17 protein-coding genes and 1 riboswitch are annotated in these 17191 nt (G+C 65.7%); of the genes, 14 read left to right on the top strand and 3 right to left on the bottom strand.

The window, feature by feature from the left end:
* Window positions 1-26 precede the first annotated feature (26 nt).
* Window positions 27-860 carry a DedA family protein gene (locus PALO_RS08625; RefSeq protein ID WP_036901647.1) on the top strand — a complete coding sequence of 278 codons (834 nt, stop codon included), beginning with the start codon at window positions 27-29 and terminating at the stop codon, window positions 858-860.
* A 24-nt stretch (window positions 861-884) separates the two neighbouring features.
* The gene (locus PALO_RS08620) at window positions 885-1247 is read left to right on the top strand and encodes a DUF488 domain-containing protein (RefSeq protein ID WP_016667025.1); all 363 of its coding nucleotides are present in this window, start codon (window positions 885-887) and stop codon (window positions 1245-1247) included.
* 9 nt (window positions 1248-1256) lie between these two features.
* On the opposite strand, the gene PALO_RS08615 is transcribed toward PALO_RS08620, so the two are convergent.
* Window positions 1257-1772 (bottom strand): O-acetyl-ADP-ribose deacetylase, encoded by a 516-nt coding sequence (locus tag PALO_RS08615; RefSeq protein ID WP_015583230.1) that lies wholly within the window; start codon window positions 1770-1772, stop codon window positions 1257-1259.
* A 109-nt stretch (window positions 1773-1881) separates the two neighbouring features.
* Between PALO_RS08615 and PALO_RS08610 the strand changes: the two genes are divergently transcribed.
* Complete coding sequence (locus tag PALO_RS08610) at window positions 1882-2898, top strand: NADP-dependent oxidoreductase (RefSeq protein ID WP_015583229.1); 1017 nt, start codon at window positions 1882-1884, stop codon at window positions 2896-2898.
* A 19-nt stretch (window positions 2899-2917) separates the two neighbouring features.
* Here the strand turns inward: PALO_RS08610 and PALO_RS08605 are convergent, their stop codons facing one another.
* Window positions 2918-3505 (bottom strand): histidine phosphatase family protein, encoded by a 588-nt coding sequence (locus tag PALO_RS08605; RefSeq protein WP_004810696.1) that lies wholly within the window; start codon window positions 3503-3505, stop codon window positions 2918-2920.
* Between the two features lie 92 nt (window positions 3506-3597).
* Between PALO_RS08605 and PALO_RS08600 the strand changes: the two genes are divergently transcribed.
* From PALO_RS08600 to PALO_RS08550, 11 genes are all read left to right on the top strand, one after another.
* Window positions 3598-4521: an ABC transporter ATP-binding protein gene (locus tag PALO_RS08600; RefSeq protein ID WP_004810699.1), complete on the top strand. Its 924-nt coding sequence runs from the start codon at window positions 3598-3600 to the stop codon at window positions 4519-4521.
* Window positions 4518-5270: an ABC transporter permease gene (locus PALO_RS08595; RefSeq protein ID WP_004810702.1), complete on the top strand. Its 753-nt coding sequence runs from the start codon at window positions 4518-4520 to the stop codon at window positions 5268-5270. The genes PALO_RS08600 and PALO_RS08595 overlap by 4 nt, the downstream gene beginning before the upstream one ends.
* A gap of 27 nt (window positions 5271-5297) precedes the next feature.
* Entirely contained in the window at window positions 5298-6404 is a 1107-nt protein-coding gene (locus PALO_RS08590; protein WP_004810704.1) for a sensor histidine kinase, read from the top strand.
* Window positions 6401-7012, top strand: a complete 612-nt coding sequence (locus PALO_RS08585; protein ID WP_004810706.1) for a response regulator transcription factor — start codon at window positions 6401-6403, stop codon at window positions 7010-7012. The genes PALO_RS08590 and PALO_RS08585 overlap by 4 nt, the downstream gene beginning before the upstream one ends.
* A 324-nt stretch (window positions 7013-7336) precedes the next feature.
* Complete coding sequence (gene cbiB, locus PALO_RS08580; RefSeq protein ID WP_015583228.1) at window positions 7337-8365, top strand: adenosylcobinamide-phosphate synthase CbiB; 1029 nt, start codon at window positions 7337-7339, stop codon at window positions 8363-8365.
* On the top strand, window positions 8365-9825 hold the full coding sequence (locus tag PALO_RS08575; RefSeq protein ID WP_015583227.1) for a cobyric acid synthase: 1461 nt from the start codon (window positions 8365-8367) through the stop codon (window positions 9823-9825). Before cbiB ends, PALO_RS08575 begins: the two co-directional genes overlap by 1 nt.
* A gap of 60 nt (window positions 9826-9885) precedes the next feature.
* A riboswitch (cobalamin riboswitch) is annotated at window positions 9886-9957 on the top strand.
* A 50-nt stretch (window positions 9958-10007) separates the two neighbouring features.
* Window positions 10008-10784, top strand: coding sequence for a precorrin-2 C(20)-methyltransferase (gene cobI, locus PALO_RS08570; protein WP_015583226.1), 777 nt, complete (start codon window positions 10008-10010; stop codon window positions 10782-10784).
* Window positions 10781-11752, top strand: coding sequence for a precorrin-4 C(11)-methyltransferase (cobM, locus tag PALO_RS08565; protein ID WP_004810718.1), 972 nt, complete (start codon window positions 10781-10783; stop codon window positions 11750-11752). Before cobI ends, cobM begins: the two co-directional genes overlap by 4 nt.
* Window positions 11749-14325, top strand: a complete 2577-nt coding sequence (gene cobJ / locus PALO_RS08560; protein ID WP_015583225.1) for a precorrin-3B C(17)-methyltransferase — start codon at window positions 11749-11751, stop codon at window positions 14323-14325. Before cobM ends, cobJ begins: the two co-directional genes overlap by 4 nt.
* Window positions 14322-15593: a CbiX/SirB N-terminal domain-containing protein gene (locus PALO_RS08555; RefSeq protein WP_015583224.1), complete on the top strand. Its 1272-nt coding sequence runs from the start codon at window positions 14322-14324 to the stop codon at window positions 15591-15593. The genes cobJ and PALO_RS08555 overlap by 4 nt, the downstream gene beginning before the upstream one ends.
* Window positions 15594-15655: 62 nt before the next feature.
* Complete coding sequence (locus tag PALO_RS08550) at window positions 15656-16492, top strand: VOC family protein (protein ID WP_036910013.1); 837 nt, start codon at window positions 15656-15658, stop codon at window positions 16490-16492.
* A gap of 28 nt (window positions 16493-16520) precedes the next feature.
* On the opposite strand, the gene PALO_RS08545 is transcribed toward PALO_RS08550, so the two are convergent.
* On the bottom strand, window positions 16521-17174 hold the full coding sequence (locus tag PALO_RS08545; protein ID WP_015583223.1) for a precorrin-8X methylmutase: 654 nt from the start codon (window positions 17172-17174) through the stop codon (window positions 16521-16523).
* Window positions 17175-17191: the final 17 nt, after the last annotated feature.

The raw sequence follows: 17191 nt of genomic DNA, 5'->3' as shown, positions 1-17191 counted from the left end.
TCTCGGCAGACATCGCAGCTGCAGGACTGTCACCTGCACTGGGTATCCTCGACGGCGTGCAGGACGAGATGAGTACTGCGGCTGCGGGAGAGAAGGATTCCTTCGCCGTTGCCGCCACCGCCCTTGCCGCGGTCGAGGATGAACTGGAGAGGTCCGCCGTCGGCGACGACTCCGCCGAGGACGAGGAGGAGTGGTGGAAGGCCGAGGGCATGCCCTGGAACCACAAGCCAGGCCGCTCCGACTACTGGTGCATGGGGTGGATCGGCTTCCTCGGCATCTTCTCGTTGGCCATGCTCCCGCTGCGTGGTTGGCTGCTCGGCCTTGACCCGCCGATCCTCGTGGGGCTCACGGGATCCCGTACCGGTGCAGCAGCGACCGGAGCGCTGGCATCGGTCAATCAGGCCCCGCACTGGCTGTGGTGGTTGCTGTTGGGCTCGATCATGTCGATCAAACTTGACTGGGTCTACTGGTGGGCCGGCAAGCTGTGGGGCCGGGGGATGATCGAGGTCTGGGCCGGACGATCCGAGCGGTCCCGACGCCGTTACGACCAGGCGGAGAGATGGGCTCGTAAGCTCGGCTGGCTGGGAGTTCTCGTCGCCTATGTGCCGATTCCGTTGCCGATCATGCCGGTGGTCTTCGTCCTGACGGGTGCCTCCGGGATGAGGGTGAAGTGGTTCGTCGCGCTGGACTTCGTCGCCGCCACAGTCTGGAACCTGGGCTACTTCGCACTGGGGTGGGGGGTCGGTGATCCCATCGTTGATGCCCTGAAATACTACGCGAAGATTGCGAACTGGGTGGCCATCGTCCTGCTCGTCGTCATCCTCGCCCCCCTCTTCTTCAAGTCCAAGAAGAAGGCTTGACCCCGGCGTGACACAGTGGAAGGCGTGACAACCTTCCGCGCAGTGAATATCCGTGACGACCTCAAGGCGGGCCCGGCCAAGGGGTATCGGGTTCTCGTTGATCGCATGTGGCCGCGAGGGGTCAAGAAGGACGATGCCGAGCTCGATGAGCGTCGCACCGATCTGGCCCCTTCCTCGGAACTGCGCACCTGGTGGAACCACGATGCTGACCGGTTCGACGAGTTCGCAGGCCGTTACGAGGCTGATCTCGACGAATCGGGAGCAGCGAAGAAATTCGTTGACGAGTGCGCCGACCACGACGAGGTGATCCTGCTCTTCGGTGCCGGCGACCGCGAGGTCAACCACGCCGTCGTGCTGGAGCGAATCCTCAACGATCTGGCTGGATAAGAATTCCGATCATTCGTTTTCGAGGGCGGAGCGGTACCCGGCTTCGGCCTCGGCGTTGAAGGCGACGAGGTAGATCGTCTCCACCGAGGTGTCGGTCTGCTTGCATGTTTCGACGGCGATACGGGTGGCCTCATCCATGGGATAGCCGTACACCCCTGCCGAAATCGTCGGGAAGGCAACGGTTCTCGCGCCGATCTCGTCAGCCACCTGCAGGGACGTGCGGTAGCAGGAGGCGAGTTGGTCAGACTTGTCGATGGTCTTCGCCCAGACCGGACCGACGGTGTGGATGACCCACTTGGCAGGCATCTTTCCCGCGGTGGTGGCCACCGACTGCCCCGTGGGCAGGCCGTCGGGCAGGGTGGTCTCGCGGAGTTTGCGACAAGCCGCCGACAACTCAGACCCTGCAGCCCGGTGGATGGCCTCATCGACCCCTCCGCCACCAGCCAGCCGACGGTTCGCCGCATTGACGACGGCGTCGACGTCGAGAGCGGTGATGTCAGTGCGAAGGATCGTGATCTCGGCCATGGCCCCATTGTGCATGACCTGCGATCACCCTCCGCGGAATCCGCTGGTCTGGTGGCATGAGGCGTGCGATGGTCGAGATGTTGATCGGCGTCGAGAGAGGAACACTCCCATGAGCACCACCCATCTGACTTCCACCCGCGCTGTCCACCTCGCATCCCGACCACACGGTGCACCGACCGAGGACAATTTCCGCATCGAGGAGATCACCCTTCCCGAACTGGCCGACGGGCAGATCCTCGTCGCCAGTGAGGTGATGTCGGTCGACCCGTACATGCGCGGCCGGATGAACGACGTCAAGTCCTACGTGCCACCATTCCAGGTCGGCCAGCCCCTCGACGGTGGAGCGGTAGGCACCGTCATCGCGTCGCGCAGCGAAGGCATTCCGGAAGGAAGGCACGTCGTCCACCAGCTCGGATGGCGTGAACACGCGGTTCTCGACGCCTCCGATGCGAGGGTCATTGACGTTGACATCGCACCCGCCTCGGCCTACCTCGGTGTTCTGGGCATGACCGGCCTCACCGCTTACGCGGGTCTGACACGCGCCGCGGAGATGAAGGCCGGAGATGCCGTCTTCGTCTCCGGTGCCGCCGGGGCCGTCGGCTCGATGGTCGGCCAGTTGGCAGGCCTGCTCGGGGCGACGCGGGTCATCGGCTCTGCCGGCACCGATGCCAAGGTTGCCCGATTGCGTGACCTTGGTTTCGACGCTGCCTTCAACTACCACGACGGTCCGGTGAGCGACCTGCTCGGACAGGTCGCTCCCGACGGCATCGACGTCTACTACGACAACGTCGGTGGAGACCACCTGGAGGCCGCCATCAACCACCTCAACACCGATGGTCGCGTGGCCATGTGCGGGGCGATCTCCCAGTACAACTCGGTCGAGCCGCCGTGTGCCCCGCGCAACCTGGGGCTGGCTATCGGCAAGCGGCTGACACTGCGGGGTTTCGTCATCGCCAAGTACGCCGAGGAAGTCCGTCCGGAGTTCCAGCAGAAGATGGCCCAGTGGTTGGCGAACGACGAGATCCACTGGGACGAGACCTACCGGGATGGCCTCGACGCGACGCCCAAGGCCTTCATCGACATGCTCGAGGGTGCCAACACCGGGAAGATGCTCGTGAGGCTGTGAGATTCCCCAGCACGGAATCTCACAGGTCCGGAAGGCTCTCCACCAGCTCGTGCAGGTCGAGATCCCGGTACATGACGATCCCATTCGTCAGCGCGAGGGAGTAGTCGCAGTCACGGTGGGTGCCTCCGGACAGGGCCGACAGCATGACGCGCAGGGTGTCCCCGTGACTGACCATGACGACGGCCTCGGGGGGATTCTGGGCAAGATCGTCCAACAGATCGCGACAGCGTCGCCAGACGTCGAGAAGCGACTCCCCGCCACCCCAGCCGACCTCGGCAATGTCGGCATCCTCGGGGACCGGCATCTCGTGCAGTTCACTGGACAGCTTGCCCTCCATGTCACCCAAGTACTGCTCCCGCAGCCGGGCGTCAGTCTGAGGTGTCGACCCGATCGCGCGACCCACACGTTGAGCGGTCTGCAGGGCACGTTTCTGGTCCGAACTCAGCAGTGCGGTGTGACGAGGCACCAGCACGGCGACCTTCCGTCCGGCCTCACCGGCCTGACGATGGCCTCTCCTGGTCAGAGGGACCTCCATCGTCTGCCCCTGGACGCGGTGCTCCAGGTTCCAGGTGGACTGGCCGTGGCGTACCAGGACGATTCGAGTCATTGCCGTAGCCTAACCCCCCATGACGAATGTCATGGCGAATTCGTGACGCCGGACCATGGGCGGAACCACGCCTGGTGGGGTGTTATGGAGGCATGAACGAAACAGCGGTGGTCGTCGAGGATCTCGTCAAGGCCTTCCCTGCCAAGGGAGGACACCTGACGGCCGTCGACCACATCAATTTCACCATCAAGCAAGGAGAGGTCGTCGCCTTCCTCGGCCCCAACGGCGCCGGCAAGACGACAACCATCGACATGTTGTTGGGGATCACCGACCCGACCTCCGGCCGCGTCGAGTTGATGGGCCGGAACGCCGAGGAGGGGGCCCGATCCGGTCGGGTCTCGGCGGTACAACAGACCCGTGGCCTGCTCGACAACTTCACCGTCCACGAGACCCTGCGAGTCATCGGATCGACCTTCAAGCTCCCGCGCTCCCGGATCGATGAGCAGATGCGGGTCTGGGAGCTGGAAGATTTCGCCTCCCGGAAGGTCGGAAAGTGTTCAGGAGGTCAGCAACAGCGGCTGCGCTTCGCCCTGGCGATGCTGCCCGATCCGGATCTCCTGGTTCTGGATGAGCCGACGATGGGTCTCGACGTCGATGGACGGCGTCACTTCTGGGCCCAGATGCACAAGGCCGCTGACGACGGCCGCACCATCATCTTCGCCACCCACTACATTGCCGAGGCGGACGAGTTCGCCGACCGGGTCATCCTCATCAACCACGGCCGCATCATCGCAGACGGACCGATCGCTGAGATCCGTGCCTCGGTCTCCGGTTCGACGGTCACCGTCGTCTGGCCCGACGTGGATCCCGCGACCCTCGATCGCCTGCCCCACGTCAACCACTACGACATCAAGTCCGACACCGTCACCTTCACCACCGACGACTCCGACGAGTTGGTGCGCCATCTGCTCAACCACACCGAGGCCCACGACGTGCTGGTCGCCCGCACCACTCTGGAGGACGCATTCCTCTCACTCACCAGCGAGAGCATCGACCGGACGGAGAGTGCCTCATGAACATCACCTACTCCCTTCTCGACATCCGGCGGATGGTTCGCACCCCGTCGATCATCATCTTCGCCTTCGTCATGCCGGTCGCGATGTACGTGCTCTTCGGTGCAATCCAGGACTACGGCACCATCTCGGTGGCACATGGAAACGTCAATGCCGCAGTGATGGCGTCGATGGCCCTCTACGGCACTGCCACCGCCGCCTCAGGTCTGGGGTCGTCGTCGGCCCTGGAGCAACAGGCGGGATGGGGACGGCAGCTGGCGACCACCCCGATGACCCAGTGGAACTACCTCGTCACCAAGATCGTCTCGATCCAGGTCGTCGCGGCCGTGCCGGTGGCCCTCGTGCTGCTCGTCGGCGCCCTCTCGGGTGCGCGTATCGATGGCATCGGATGGCTGTGGACCTTCCTCCTGGCATGGGTGTGCTGCGTTCCTTACACCATCTTCGGTCTTGGAATGGCGATACTTATCCGTAACGAGAACGCTGCCTCCCTGGTGTCCTTCTTCGTGCTGGCCTTCGCTTTTCTCGGCAATGTCTTCATGCCCTTGGGCGGGTTCATGCTTAAGCTCTCCCGCTTCACCCCGCTGTGGGGCGTCAACCTGCTGCCGCGGTGGCCGATCATGGGAGGATACGAGATGACGACCCAGGGGCCGGTCGAGGTCGACCTCTCCCGTGCCATCATCAGCGCAGTGGCGTGGGCTGCTGTCTTCGTCGTGTTGGCATGGCTGGTCTCCCGCCGTCACAGGGACCGCTGAGAGGCCAGCTGGGAGGAGAACAGGCCGATGCGCAAACGCTCCAGACGCTCGCTGTCGGCATGGGGCGCGCGCGGGACGCAGACCTTGTATGCCGGGATTTGGACGATCTTCCTTGCTTATCCCATCGAGCACATAGCTGCCAACCCCGAGCTCGTGAGGTCCCAGCGGGTCACCGGGTTCGTCCTCATCGGCCTCTTCGTGCTGGTCTACCTGTTCGGATTCTGGCTGGGGGTCGACACGCTGGAGACCTGGCTCTCGCGACGTTGGATGCCTCGCTGGCCCTGGGCATTTCTGGCCGTGATATGCCTGCTCAACGGCGGGGTGGCCCTCGTCGATCCGTCGGCTGCCGTCGAGATGTTCGCCTTTCCGTTGGCCTTCACCCTCTTCCTAATGTCGACATCCGCAGTCCTGATGGTCCTCGTGCTCGAGGTCGCCGCGCTGTTGGTGGCCCGGATCGTCGACGACCAGCGACAGTGGTGGCTCATCGGGCTGCCGTCGATGGCCATGATTCTGCTGGCCGGATGTATCAGTCGGGTGTGGAGCAACAACCGGCTCGAGCAGAACAAGCAGCACAAGATCGAGGCCACCTATGCCGAGCGGGAGAGGATCGCCTCCGACGTCCATGACCTTCTCGGCCAGAGCCTGACGGTGATCTCCATGAAAGCCGAACTCATCGGCAAACTCATCGACATCAACCCGGAGGCCGCCAAGGAACAGGCAGCGGACACGCACAACCTGAGTCGCGAGGCCTTGGCGCAGGTTCGAGGCCTGGTCAGTGACCTCAACGAGGCTGACCTGGACTCCCAGCTCGCCACCGCGGCGACAGCCCTGACGACAGCTGGCATCTCCCTTCGGGTCCACGACGAGCGGACCGGCGAGTCCGAGCATGACGCCGTGTGGGGGTGGGTGGTGCGTGAGGCCGTCACCAACATCATCCGCCACTCTCAGGCCAGGTGCTGTTGGATCAATCTGTCCGACGACCGGATGTGCATCATCGACGACGGCATCGGTGTCGGCGACGCCGAGGAAGGTTCCGGCCGGGCGGGGATGAGGCGTCGTGTCGAGGGCGTCGGTGGGCACCTGGACATCGGTTCGGGAGACAATGGTCGGGGAACCAAGGTGGTGGTGTCATGACCGACGAGTCGATCAAACTCGTTCTCGCTGATGATCAGGCCTTGGTACGCGGTGCCCTTGTCGCTCTGCTCTCCCTGGAACCCGACATCGAGGTGGTCGGCCAATGCAGTCGTGGCGACGAGGTCGTCCTGACGGTTGAGAAGACCCGTCCCGACGTGCTGCTGCTCGACATCGAGATGCCCGGAATGGACGGCATCGAGGTGGCGGACCGCTTGGCTGGGGCTGACGTCAAGATTCTCATCGTCACCACCTTCGGACGCCCCGGGTACCTGCGCCGGGCGATGGATGCCGGGGTGGCTGGATTCGTCGTCAAGGACACCCCGGCCGCCGAACTGGCCCAGGCAGTGCGCAGGGTTCATCAGGGAGGCCGCGTCATCGACCCGTCCTTGGCCGCAGAGTCCCTGCTGGAGGGGTACAACCCGTTGACGGAGAGGGAGCGAGGTGTGTTGCGGGAGGCGGAGTCGGGGGAGCCGATCGCCGTCATCGCGAGGAAGCTCTCCCTGTCGACTGGAACGGTCCGTAACCACGTGTCCTCAGCGATCGCGAAGACCAACAGCGTCAATCGAGCCCAGGCAGTTGCCGAGGCCAGGAGACGCGGCTGGCTGTAAAGGCGGAAGTGCTGCCAGGTTTTGGAACCACCGATTGTCCAGGTCCGTGTCAGGCAGTTCAAGGAGGCACCGTGAAAGCGCCCGACACCCACTCCCCGCGTCGAACCAACACCAAATCTCCGACTCGTGGCTGCTCGTGTGGTGCGGTCCCCGGTGCCCGCCACCACATGCCGTCAACCCAGAGCCCGCATGAGGTGTCGGTTGGCTCCTGCTGGATTGGGCCGCACTGGTCAGTCCTCTCGTGGGGCGGGTACCAATCCATCTGGACCCTTCATCAGCGACTCCTCTCCTCATCAGTCCGGGCCGCTGCTCTAGGGTGTGGGCATGCTGTGTCATCGTGACCGTCGTCGTGGGCTCGGGTTGGCCGCCCGGGCAGTGGGGCTGGGAGTAGGTGTCGTCGCCGATCGGTTGTTCGGTGATCCGCAGGAACACCACCCGGTGGCGGTCTTCGGTAATGCCGCCGCTGCCCTCGAGAAGCGTGACTGGTCCGACTCCGTCGCGCGTGGCGGTGCTCATGTGGCCGCATGTCTTGTCCCTCTGGCCCTGTTGGGAGCAGGGGTCGAGAAGGTCACCGCGAAACACCCGATGCTGCGCGTGATCACGACGGCTGCGACGACCTGGGCGGTCATCGGGGCGACCTCGCTGGCTGACGAAGGTCAGCGAATGTACGTCCGGCTCGACGAGGACGACCTGGCCGGGGCCCGCGAGCAGCTGTCCCACCTGTGCTCCCGTGACGCCGACCAGCTCGACGAGCCGGAATTGGCCCGGGCGACCGTGGAGTCCATGGCCGAGAACACCTCCGACGCCGCCGTGGCATCCCTGTGGTGGGGAGCCGTGGCCGGCGTGCCGGGAATGCTGGTCCACCGCGGGGCGAACACCCTCGATGCCATGATCGGACACCACAACGAGCGTTACGAGAACTTCGGCAAGGTTGCCGCCCACCTTGACGATCTGCTGGATCTCCCTGCCGCCCGGCTGACCGGACTGTTCGCCTGCCTGCTGGCGCCCACCGTCGGGGGAGACTGGCGTCGGGCAGTGCAGATCATGATGCGTGATCATGGTCATCACCCCAGTCCGAACGGGGGATGGTGCGAGTCGGCCTGGGCGGGCGCCCTCGGGGTGCAACTGGGCGGACGCAATGTCTACTACGGCAATCGTCACGAGGATCGTCCCCTGCTGGGAGACGGCGCACGCCCGGACAGCCGGAAGGTCGCGGACGCTGCCGACCTCGTCATCGGGGTCACCGGGGTGGCGACGGCTGCCGCCTGCCTCGGCGTAGCGGCCATCGCCCACCTCAGGTTCTACGGCGGCATCCTGCCGCGGCGTTCCGACTCGAGCGCGAAGGAGAAGTGATGAGTGGAATCCTCGTCGCCGGAACGTCTTCTGACGCCGGGAAGTCGCTGGTCGTTACCGCCCTCTGCCGGGCCGCGTGGCGTCGCGGGATCGACGTCGTTCCCTACAAGGCCCAGAACATGTCGAACAATTCGATGGTCTGCCCCGACGGGTCCGAGATCGGCCGGGCGCAGTACTTGCAGGCCAGCGCCGCCAGGGTGACCCCGGAATCAGCCATGAATCCGGTGCTGCTCAAACCTGGCACCGATCGTCGCTCCTTCATCGTGCTGCGTGGCACTCCGGGAGGCGTGCTGGAAGCAGGCCAGTACGCCACCGGACGACGTCACCTTGCGGAAGCCGCATGGGCCGCCTACGACGAGCTCTCCGCCGCCCACGACATGGTCATCTGCGAGGGTGCGGGCTCCCCGGCCGAGATCAACCTGCGTACGGGTGACTACACGAACATGGGACTGGCAAGGGAGAAGAACCTGCCGGTGGTGCTCGTCGGGGATATTGACCGCGGCGGGGTGCTCGCCAGCCTCTTCGGCACCTGGGCGCTGCTCGACGACGCGGACCGTTCCCTGCTGGCCGGGTACGTCATCAACAAATTCCGCGGTGATGAGTCCGTTCTCGCTCCCGGTCTGGAGGAGATCACTCGTCGCACCGGAATGCCGAGTTTCGGGGTGCTGCCCTGGGTCCCCGAGGTGTGGCTCGACGGTGAGGATGCGTTGGAGGTGGGACGTTGGCGTCACGACGGGAACTCCGGTTCAGCCGACGATCTGCGGGTTGCCGTCGTCCGGCTGCCGAGAATCTCCAACGCCACCGATGTCGACGCCATGGCCGCCGAGGCCGGGGTCGACGTCCAGGTGACGACCAACCCCAACACCTGCGAACTGGCTGACGTGCTCGTCCTGCCCGGATCGCGGTCCACCGTGCGTGATCTGGAGTGGCTGAGGTCCACCGGAATCGCTGAGGTCGTGGCCCGCCGTGCCCGTCAAAGTCGCACTGTGCTGGGCATTTGTGGCGGCTACCAGATGCTCACCCGCCTCATCCTCGACCCCGCGGGTCAGGAATCGCCGACCGAGCGAACCGAGGGACTCGGGCTGCTGCCGGTCGAGGTGACCTTCGATGCTGACAAGACCCTGGCCATCCCGAGCGGATCCTGGCGGGGGACCGAGGTCGGCGGCTACGAGATCCATCACGGCCGAATGGACGTCGACCTGTCGGCGGGGGAGCCCTTCCTCGACGGAGTCCGCGTCGGAAGCGTCTGGGGGACGATGTGGCACGGTGCCTTCGAATGTGACGATTTCCGGCGTGCCTGGCTGGCCGAGGCTGCTGAGCATGCCGGATCGGCGTGGCGCCCGGTGGAGGGTGCCATCGGGTACGGGCAGCGCCGCGAGCAGATGATCGACGTACTGGCCGACGCCGTCGAGGAGCATCTCGGTCTTGACCGTCTGTTCTCCCTGGCAGGCGGGAGCTGACCCCGGCCGTGTCGTGGTGTGGTGCCACGATGTGGGAGGATCGATACAACGACCGATCTCGAGGAAGCCGGTGTGAGTCCGGCGCGGTCCCGCCACTGTGACCATCGCCGCGGTGATGGCAGCCAGACACTCGAACGGTTCGTTGCGCACGTCATCGGGCGAGGACACCTGAGGAGGCCGTCATGACCTATGCCCCTGTACATCCTGACCACAAGTCGGGGCGAACCCTCATCGGGGTCGGAGTGGGGCCGGGTGACCCAGAGCTGGTCACCCTGCGAACCGTGCGCATCCTGCGCGAGGCTGATGTCATTCTCGTGCCCTACACCGAGGCCACCACCGACGGCCCCGGACGTGCCGAGACCATCATCACTGCCGTCGCCCCGGAGATCGTCGAGCGCATCAAGCGCATCCCCTTCTCCATGCGGGAGAAGTCTGGTGTCGGCGAGAAGCGCAGGGCCTCCTGGCAGGTATCCGCCGATGCGGCGATCACGGCCTTCGACGAAGGGGCTCGCACCGTCGCCCTGGCCACCGTCGGCGATCCTACGGTCTTTTCCACCTTCACCTACCTGCGCGCCAACGTCGAGGAGAGACTCCCCGACGTCAGCGTCGAGCTGAGCCCAGGCATCACGGCCATGCAGGCCTTGTCGGCGGCGTCCGGGCGCCCGCTGGTGGAGGGCAAGGAGATCTTGGCCCTCGTCCCGGCCACCGTCGGGATGGAAAAACTTGGCCAGGTCCTTGACCTCGTCGACTCAGTGGCGATTTACAAGGGTGGACGCAAACTCCCAGATGTTGTCGAGCAGCTGCGGCAGCGGGATCGTCAGGCTGTCATCGGCACCGACGTCACGCTGGAGTCCGAGCAGATCGTCACCCTCGGTGAGGTCGCTGATACTCAGGCCCTGCCGTACTTCTCGACCGTCCTCACCACTCCAGAGCGCACCATCACGGGAGGAAAACTGTGAACGAACCTCAAGCTGCACGACCCATTCAGCACGCCTCCGAGAGGGCCCTGGAGGATCTGGACCACAACGCCATCGAGCCGCCTCCGGTACCGCGGCGGGAGATCCCCGAGGGAGCAGGCAAGGTCGTTTTCGTCGGTGCCGGACCGGGCGCTCCGGACCTGGTGAGCCTGCGCGGAGCCCGTGTCATCGAGGCCGCTGACATCATCATCTGGGCCTCCAGCCTCGTCCACCCCGACATGGTGGCCCGTCACAAGGAGGGAGCCGAGCTCATCGACTCCGCCTCCATCCCGCTGGAGGACCTCGAGCCCCTCTACACCCGCGCCCGTGACGAGGGGCTGGTGGTGGCGAGGGTCCACACCGGTGACCCGTCCATCTATGGCGCCACCGCCGAGCAGCGCGACCTGTGTCGTCGCATCGGCATCGGCTTCGAGACCATCCCGGGCATCTCGGCCTTCTCGGCCGCTGCCGCCCGGATGGACGTCGAGATCACCGTCCCAGAGGTGTCCCAGTCACTCGTCCTCACCCGATTGGAGGGCGGGCGGACCCCCATGCCCGACGGGGAGACCGTCGCCTCCTTCGCCCGTCACGGTGCGACGATGGCGATCTACCTTTCGGCGGCCCGTAACAAGGCTCTTCAGGAGGCCCTGCTGGAGGGAGGCTACCTGCCCGAGACCCCCTGCATCATCGGGTACGCGGTCAGTTGGCCCGAGGAAATCATGTTCCGCTGCGACCTGGCCCACCTCTCGGAGACGATGCGCAACCACAAGCTGTGGAAGCACGCCGTCGTCCTCGTCGGACCGGCCCTGGCGGAGGGCCCGATCAAGACTCGCAGCCACCTCTACCATCCCGGTTTCCGTCACGAATACCGCGGAGCTGACGCCCAGGCCCACGCTGACCTCAAGGCCCACGGCACTCGCGGCGTCTACGACCAGGACCCCACGAACTCCAACACGAGGGACAATTCATGATTCGCGTCCACGGATATCTCGGTGTCATCTCCGACTCCTTGCGCCAGGAGGTCGCCGATGCTGACCTCGTCGTCGGAGGTCAGCGTCACCTTGACGCCCTCAACGTTCCTGACGAGAAGCGTCAGAAGCTCGGCCTCATCGGCCCGGCCATCGAGCGGGTTCAGTCCCTGCCCGACGACGCCAACGTCGTTGTCATCGCTTCCGGTGACCCGCTCTTCTTCGGTGTGGTGCGACGTATCCGCCAGGCCGGTCTCGAGGTCGAGGTCGTGACGGCCCCGACCTCCTTGCAGGCTGCTTTCGCCGCCGTGGCCCTGCCCTGGGACGACGCCCAGTTCGTCTCCTCCCACTCCAAGGACATCGAGACCGCCATCCGGCTTGCCAAGATCCACCCCAAGGTGGGCGTGCTGACAGCCCCCAACCGTGGCCTGGCGGAACTGGTCGACGGACTCGCGGGTCGCGGCAAGACCTTCGTCCTCGCTGAGAAGATCGGTGAGGAGGGTCAGCGGGTGCGTGTCCTCGACGAGCAAGCCGCCAGGGCCGTCATTGCTGACGCGGACGTCCTCAGCCCCAACGTCGTGCTGGTCCTCGAGCATCATCCGGACTCCCCGGCGGCCTTGGGCATCAACCCGGAGCTGGCCGGTGACGTCAACGTCAATGCTCCCGAGGGGCCCCAGCCCGGCGCCGACACCAGCCCGGACGGCTCGGACCGTGACCCGATCATCGGACAGATCATCAATTCCGACGCCGCGGCGGCCCACGCCGAGGCCATCGACCACGCGCTCAAGCGCGAGACCAAGAAGTACGCCGGGCCGTCCCGCACCGGGCTTGCGGCGGCCTGGGGCGAGTGCGACCTCATCGTCTCCCACCTGGCCCTGGGTGCCACGACGCGCATCATCGCCCCGCTGCTGGAGTCCAAGAAGACCGACCCGGGTGTGGTCGTCGTCGACGAGGCCGGCCGTTTCGCTATCCCGCTGGTGGGTGGTCACGTCGGTGGGGCCAACGAACTCTCCCGCACCATCGCCGAGGCGCTCGGCGGCACCGCCGTCGTGTCCACCGCCACCGACTCACTCGGTGTCCCGGCCCTCGACCAGCTCGGTTGGGCCTACGAGGGTGACGTCGCCGGAGTGACCGGATCGATCATTGCCGGACGCCCGGTGCTGGTCATCCGCGAGCAGCCCTGGCCGCTGCCTCCGCTACCCAAGAACGTCACCGAGGACGCTGAATCTCCGGTCGCCCGAATCATCGTCTCCGAGCGGGTCGCAGAGCGAGTTCGGACTGACCACGGTGACGACCTGCCCACCGTCGTCCTGCACCCGAACTGCCTGGTCGTCGGGATGGGATGTAACAAGGGCACCGAGGTCGAACCGCTGCGAGAGCTTCTCGAGAAGACCCTCGCTGACAACGGTCTGGCTCTTGGATCGGTCACTCGTCTGGTCTCCCACGAGGTCAAGGCCGGTGAGCTCGGTCTCGTGAAGCTGGCGAACCAGCTCGGCGTCGAGTACCGCACCGAGTCCGCGGAGGAGCTGGCCGCCCAGGACGTCCCGACTCCCTCCGACGTCGTTGCCCGCGAGGTCGGCACACCGAGTGTCAGCGAGGCTGCCGTGCTGTGCCAGGGAGCTGAGCTGCTGGTCCACAAGACCAAGACTCCCGAGGCCACCTGCGCCGTCGGTCGCATCCCGGCTCGTGGTCACCTCTCGGTCGTCGGCCTCGGGCCCGGCTCGCGAGATCTTCTCACCCCGCGCGCCGTCGATGCCATCCGCAATGCCACCTTCATAGCGGGTTATGCCCCCTACGTCCGTCAGATCCGCGACCTGGTGCGTCCGGGTGCCACAATTCTGGCCACCAAGATGGGCACCGAGGAGGAGCGCACCCAGGCGGCCATTGACGCGACCCGCGACGGTCGCAACGTGGCTTTCGTGTGCGGCGGCGACCCGGCCATCTATGCCATGGCCTCCCCGACCCTGGAGATGGGCACCGATGGCATCGACGTCGAGATCGTTCCCGGTGTCACCGCCGAGCTCGCCATCTCGGCGATCCTCGGTGCTCCGCTGGGCCATGATCACGCCACGATCAGTCTCTCGGACCTGCACACCGATTGGGATCTCATCCTCAAGAGAGTGAGAGCGGCTGCCGAGGGAGATCTCGTCACCACCTTCTACAACCCGCGTTCACGTACCCGAACCCACCAGCTCCCCGACGCCCTGGCGATCATGGCTGAGCACCGTCCGCCGTCCACCCCGGTGGCGATCGTCTCCCATGCCGAGCGTCGTCAGCAGGAGGTGATCATGTCCACCCTCGAGGAGTTCAAGCCCGAATGGGTCGGCATGACGACCCTTGTCGTCGTGGGTTCGACGACGACCAAGTACGTGAGCTCCGGAGACGGACGACGCCTCATGGTCACCCCACGTGACTACCACTGGATGGACGGCCACGTCACCGGTGAGGCTCGCAAGAATTACACGCACAAGGACCTGCCCAAGGCTGACGAGAAGACCTACCTGTCCAAGCCGCCGGTCCACTCGACCCGCATGTCCGGGTCCGAGAAGAACGCCGAGACGAAGGAGTCGAAATGACCGATCCACTCGCCAGTGGGACCCCGCTGGTCATCGCAGCCCATGGCACCCGTGACGAGTCCGGTGTGGCCGAGTGTCGCGCCCTGGCCGAGCGCATCGCCGGCAAACTGCCTGGCGTCCCGGTCGAGCTGGGGTTCGTCGAGCTCGCCGAGCCCGGCATCCCGGACGCTGTCCGTGCCGCCGTCGCCCAGACACCGGAGGTTCCCGAGGGCGCTGACGGTGACGAGGACCCGGCAGCCGCCGTCGTCGTTCCGTTGATGTTCAACACCGGCGGTCACGTCCGGGAGGACATTCCAGAGGCCATCGACGAGGGCCGTGGGGACGCACGCGTCATGTATTCCGCCCCGTTGCTACCGGACGTGCGGATGCGCAAGGCCCTCAACCGTCGTCTCGCCGAGACCCTCGCTGCCGGTGAGGGACGCGAGGAGTGGCGTTCCCGCGACACGGCCGTGGTGTTGGTGGGACGCGGTGCTCTCGTGTCCGATGCCAACGCTTCCCACTACACCCTGACGAGGATGTTCTGGGAGGAGAACGACCTTGACCGGGTCGAACCGGCCTTCATCCAGGTGACCCGTCCGTCGGTTCCCGAGGCCCTCTCCGCCCTGGCTGCCCAGGGTGCCGACCAGATCGTCGTGCAGGGTAATTTCCTCTTCCCGGGGCTGCTGCACGTGTGGATGACCGAGCAGGTGGAGGCCTGGCAGGCCAGCCATCCCGGAGTCGAAATCCGCATCGCCCCGGTCATCGGTGACTGTGACGAGGTTGCCGACGTCGTCGTCGATCGCTACCGAGAACCCCTTGACGAGGTGGGCCTGGGGGAGGGAGCCCCGGTCTACATGACGGGTCTGCGTCTGCAGGGCCGCAAGGTTCTGGTCGTCGGTGCCGGGCACGTTGCCGAACGTCGCGTCGTGAGGCTGCTTGAGGCCGGGGCCGAGGTCCACGTCGTCGCCCCGAACTCCGGTATCCAGCTCACGCGGATGTCCCGCAAGGGATTGGTGGACCTGGAGCGTCGCGCCTTCCAGGTCGAGGATCTTGACGGCGTCTGGTTCGTCCAGGCCCTCACCAACGATCCTGAGGTGAATGCCTTGGTGGCAGAGGAGGCCGACAAGCGCGGCGTCTTCTGTGTGCGTGGTGACAAGGGACGCAAGGGCAGTGCCTTCACTCCGGCCACCGAGAGGGCTGGTGGCATGACGGTCAGCGTGGTCGGTGACCGCACCCCGCGTCGCTCCGCCAAGCTGCGTGACGAGGTGCTGCGAGCCTTGCAGGGCTGAATCTGTCGAGGAGGGATTCCCCGACGATGACGGTTCAGGGCTTTCCTGCCTATCATCGTCGGGTGATCTCCCACGACCTACATGCCCTGGGCTTCGACGCCCCCGATCTCGACGTCCTCGTCAATTCCGCGGCTGAGGCTGGTGCTGTCGGGGTGGAGGACGTCGGCGGGTTCGACCTGCTGGCTGCTTACACCGATCCGTCCGGTGCGCGGCTGGCGCTCATGAAGCAGAAGGATCGCGACGAGATCGAGACGATGGCCTCCCTCGTCGCCCCGACGACTCACCCTGCCGACCTGGTGCGGTTCAGCTCGACGGTGGCACTGGTCGACATCTATTCCCACGCCAACTTGGCATCCATGCTCACCGGGGAGTCGGTGCTTAAGCTGCCCGCCGCCAACCGCAAGCACCTGGCGCGCTTTCTGGCCAATGTTGACGACCCGGTTGAGGTACCGCTGTGCCCCGAACCCGGTGACGACACCCCACGCTTCATCGAGCATCTGCGGGTGGGCGCCGTCGCCAATCAGATGCTGCGGGTCTTTGAGTCCGAGGAGGAGTACGGACGCTCTCACGAGGGGTCTCTGGGCGGTACCGGTGATCTGCAGTTCGCCGCCGGAACCCTGATCAGCCCGTGGCTGATGGAAATCAATGCCGGTCGCGCCACTCGAGGGGAGGTCAGCGCCGTCGCCGAGATGACGATGGTCTGCAAGCGGGTCGAGAAGCGCACCAATGAACTCACCGACGTCGATTGGTACCGGATCGTCGGTGACACCTCGATCCCGATGACCCTGGCCGCCCCGGCGAACCTGCCGAGGGTTCCCCATGAGGGGTCGGTCATCTCGGGTCAGGTCGTCCCGGTGGTGTCGACGGGTACTTGGGAGGGTGACGCCCTCTGGGGGTGACGCCCTCTGGTCACGTGCCGTGAACCCCTCAGCGGTGGGTGTTCGTCAGTTCGTCGGTCGAGGCGATGGCGTTGACGGCAGCCACTGCGATGGCCGAGCCACCGCGTCGTCCCAGCAAGGTGAGGTAGTCCAGTCCCAGCGTGGAATCGACGAGAGCCTGCTTGGACTCGGCCGCACCGACAAAACCAACGGGGATACCGACGACAGCCGCCGGGCGGGCCCCCGTCTCCTCGCACACCTCGAGCACCCGGTACAAGGCGGTCGGGGCGTTGCCGATGGCGACGATGGCCCCGTCGAGCTTGCCCTCCTCGGCCCACAGGTCCACCGCGGCGCAGGTTTTCGTCATGTTCTTGGCCTTGGCGATGTCGGCCAGTCGGGGATCCTTGATGTAGCAGATCGTCTCGTTGTCACGGGGGAGACGAGACCGGATGATCCCGGTGGCGGTCATCGAGGAATCACACAGGATTGGAGCGCCAGCGCGCAGGGCCTTGCGAGCCGCAGTGACGACGCCGGGGGTGAAAGCGATGTCATCGGCGATGGCGGGGTCGGCGGCAGCGTGAATCATTCGGACGACGACACCTTCGACGTCGGCGGGGAAGCGATCGAGGTCCGCCTCAGATCGGATGATGCGGAAGGACTCGCGGTAGATGTCGGATCCGTTGTTGACGTACTCGTGGGCCACGGCTGTGCTCCTGACGA

The organism is Cutibacterium avidum 44067 (genome assembly GCF_000367205.1).
Lineage (GTDB): Bacteria > Actinomycetota > Actinomycetes > Propionibacteriales > Propionibacteriaceae > Cutibacterium > Cutibacterium avidum.
Note: the sequence above shows the minus strand (reverse complement) of the source record. Positions and strands in the feature narration are given on the sequence as shown.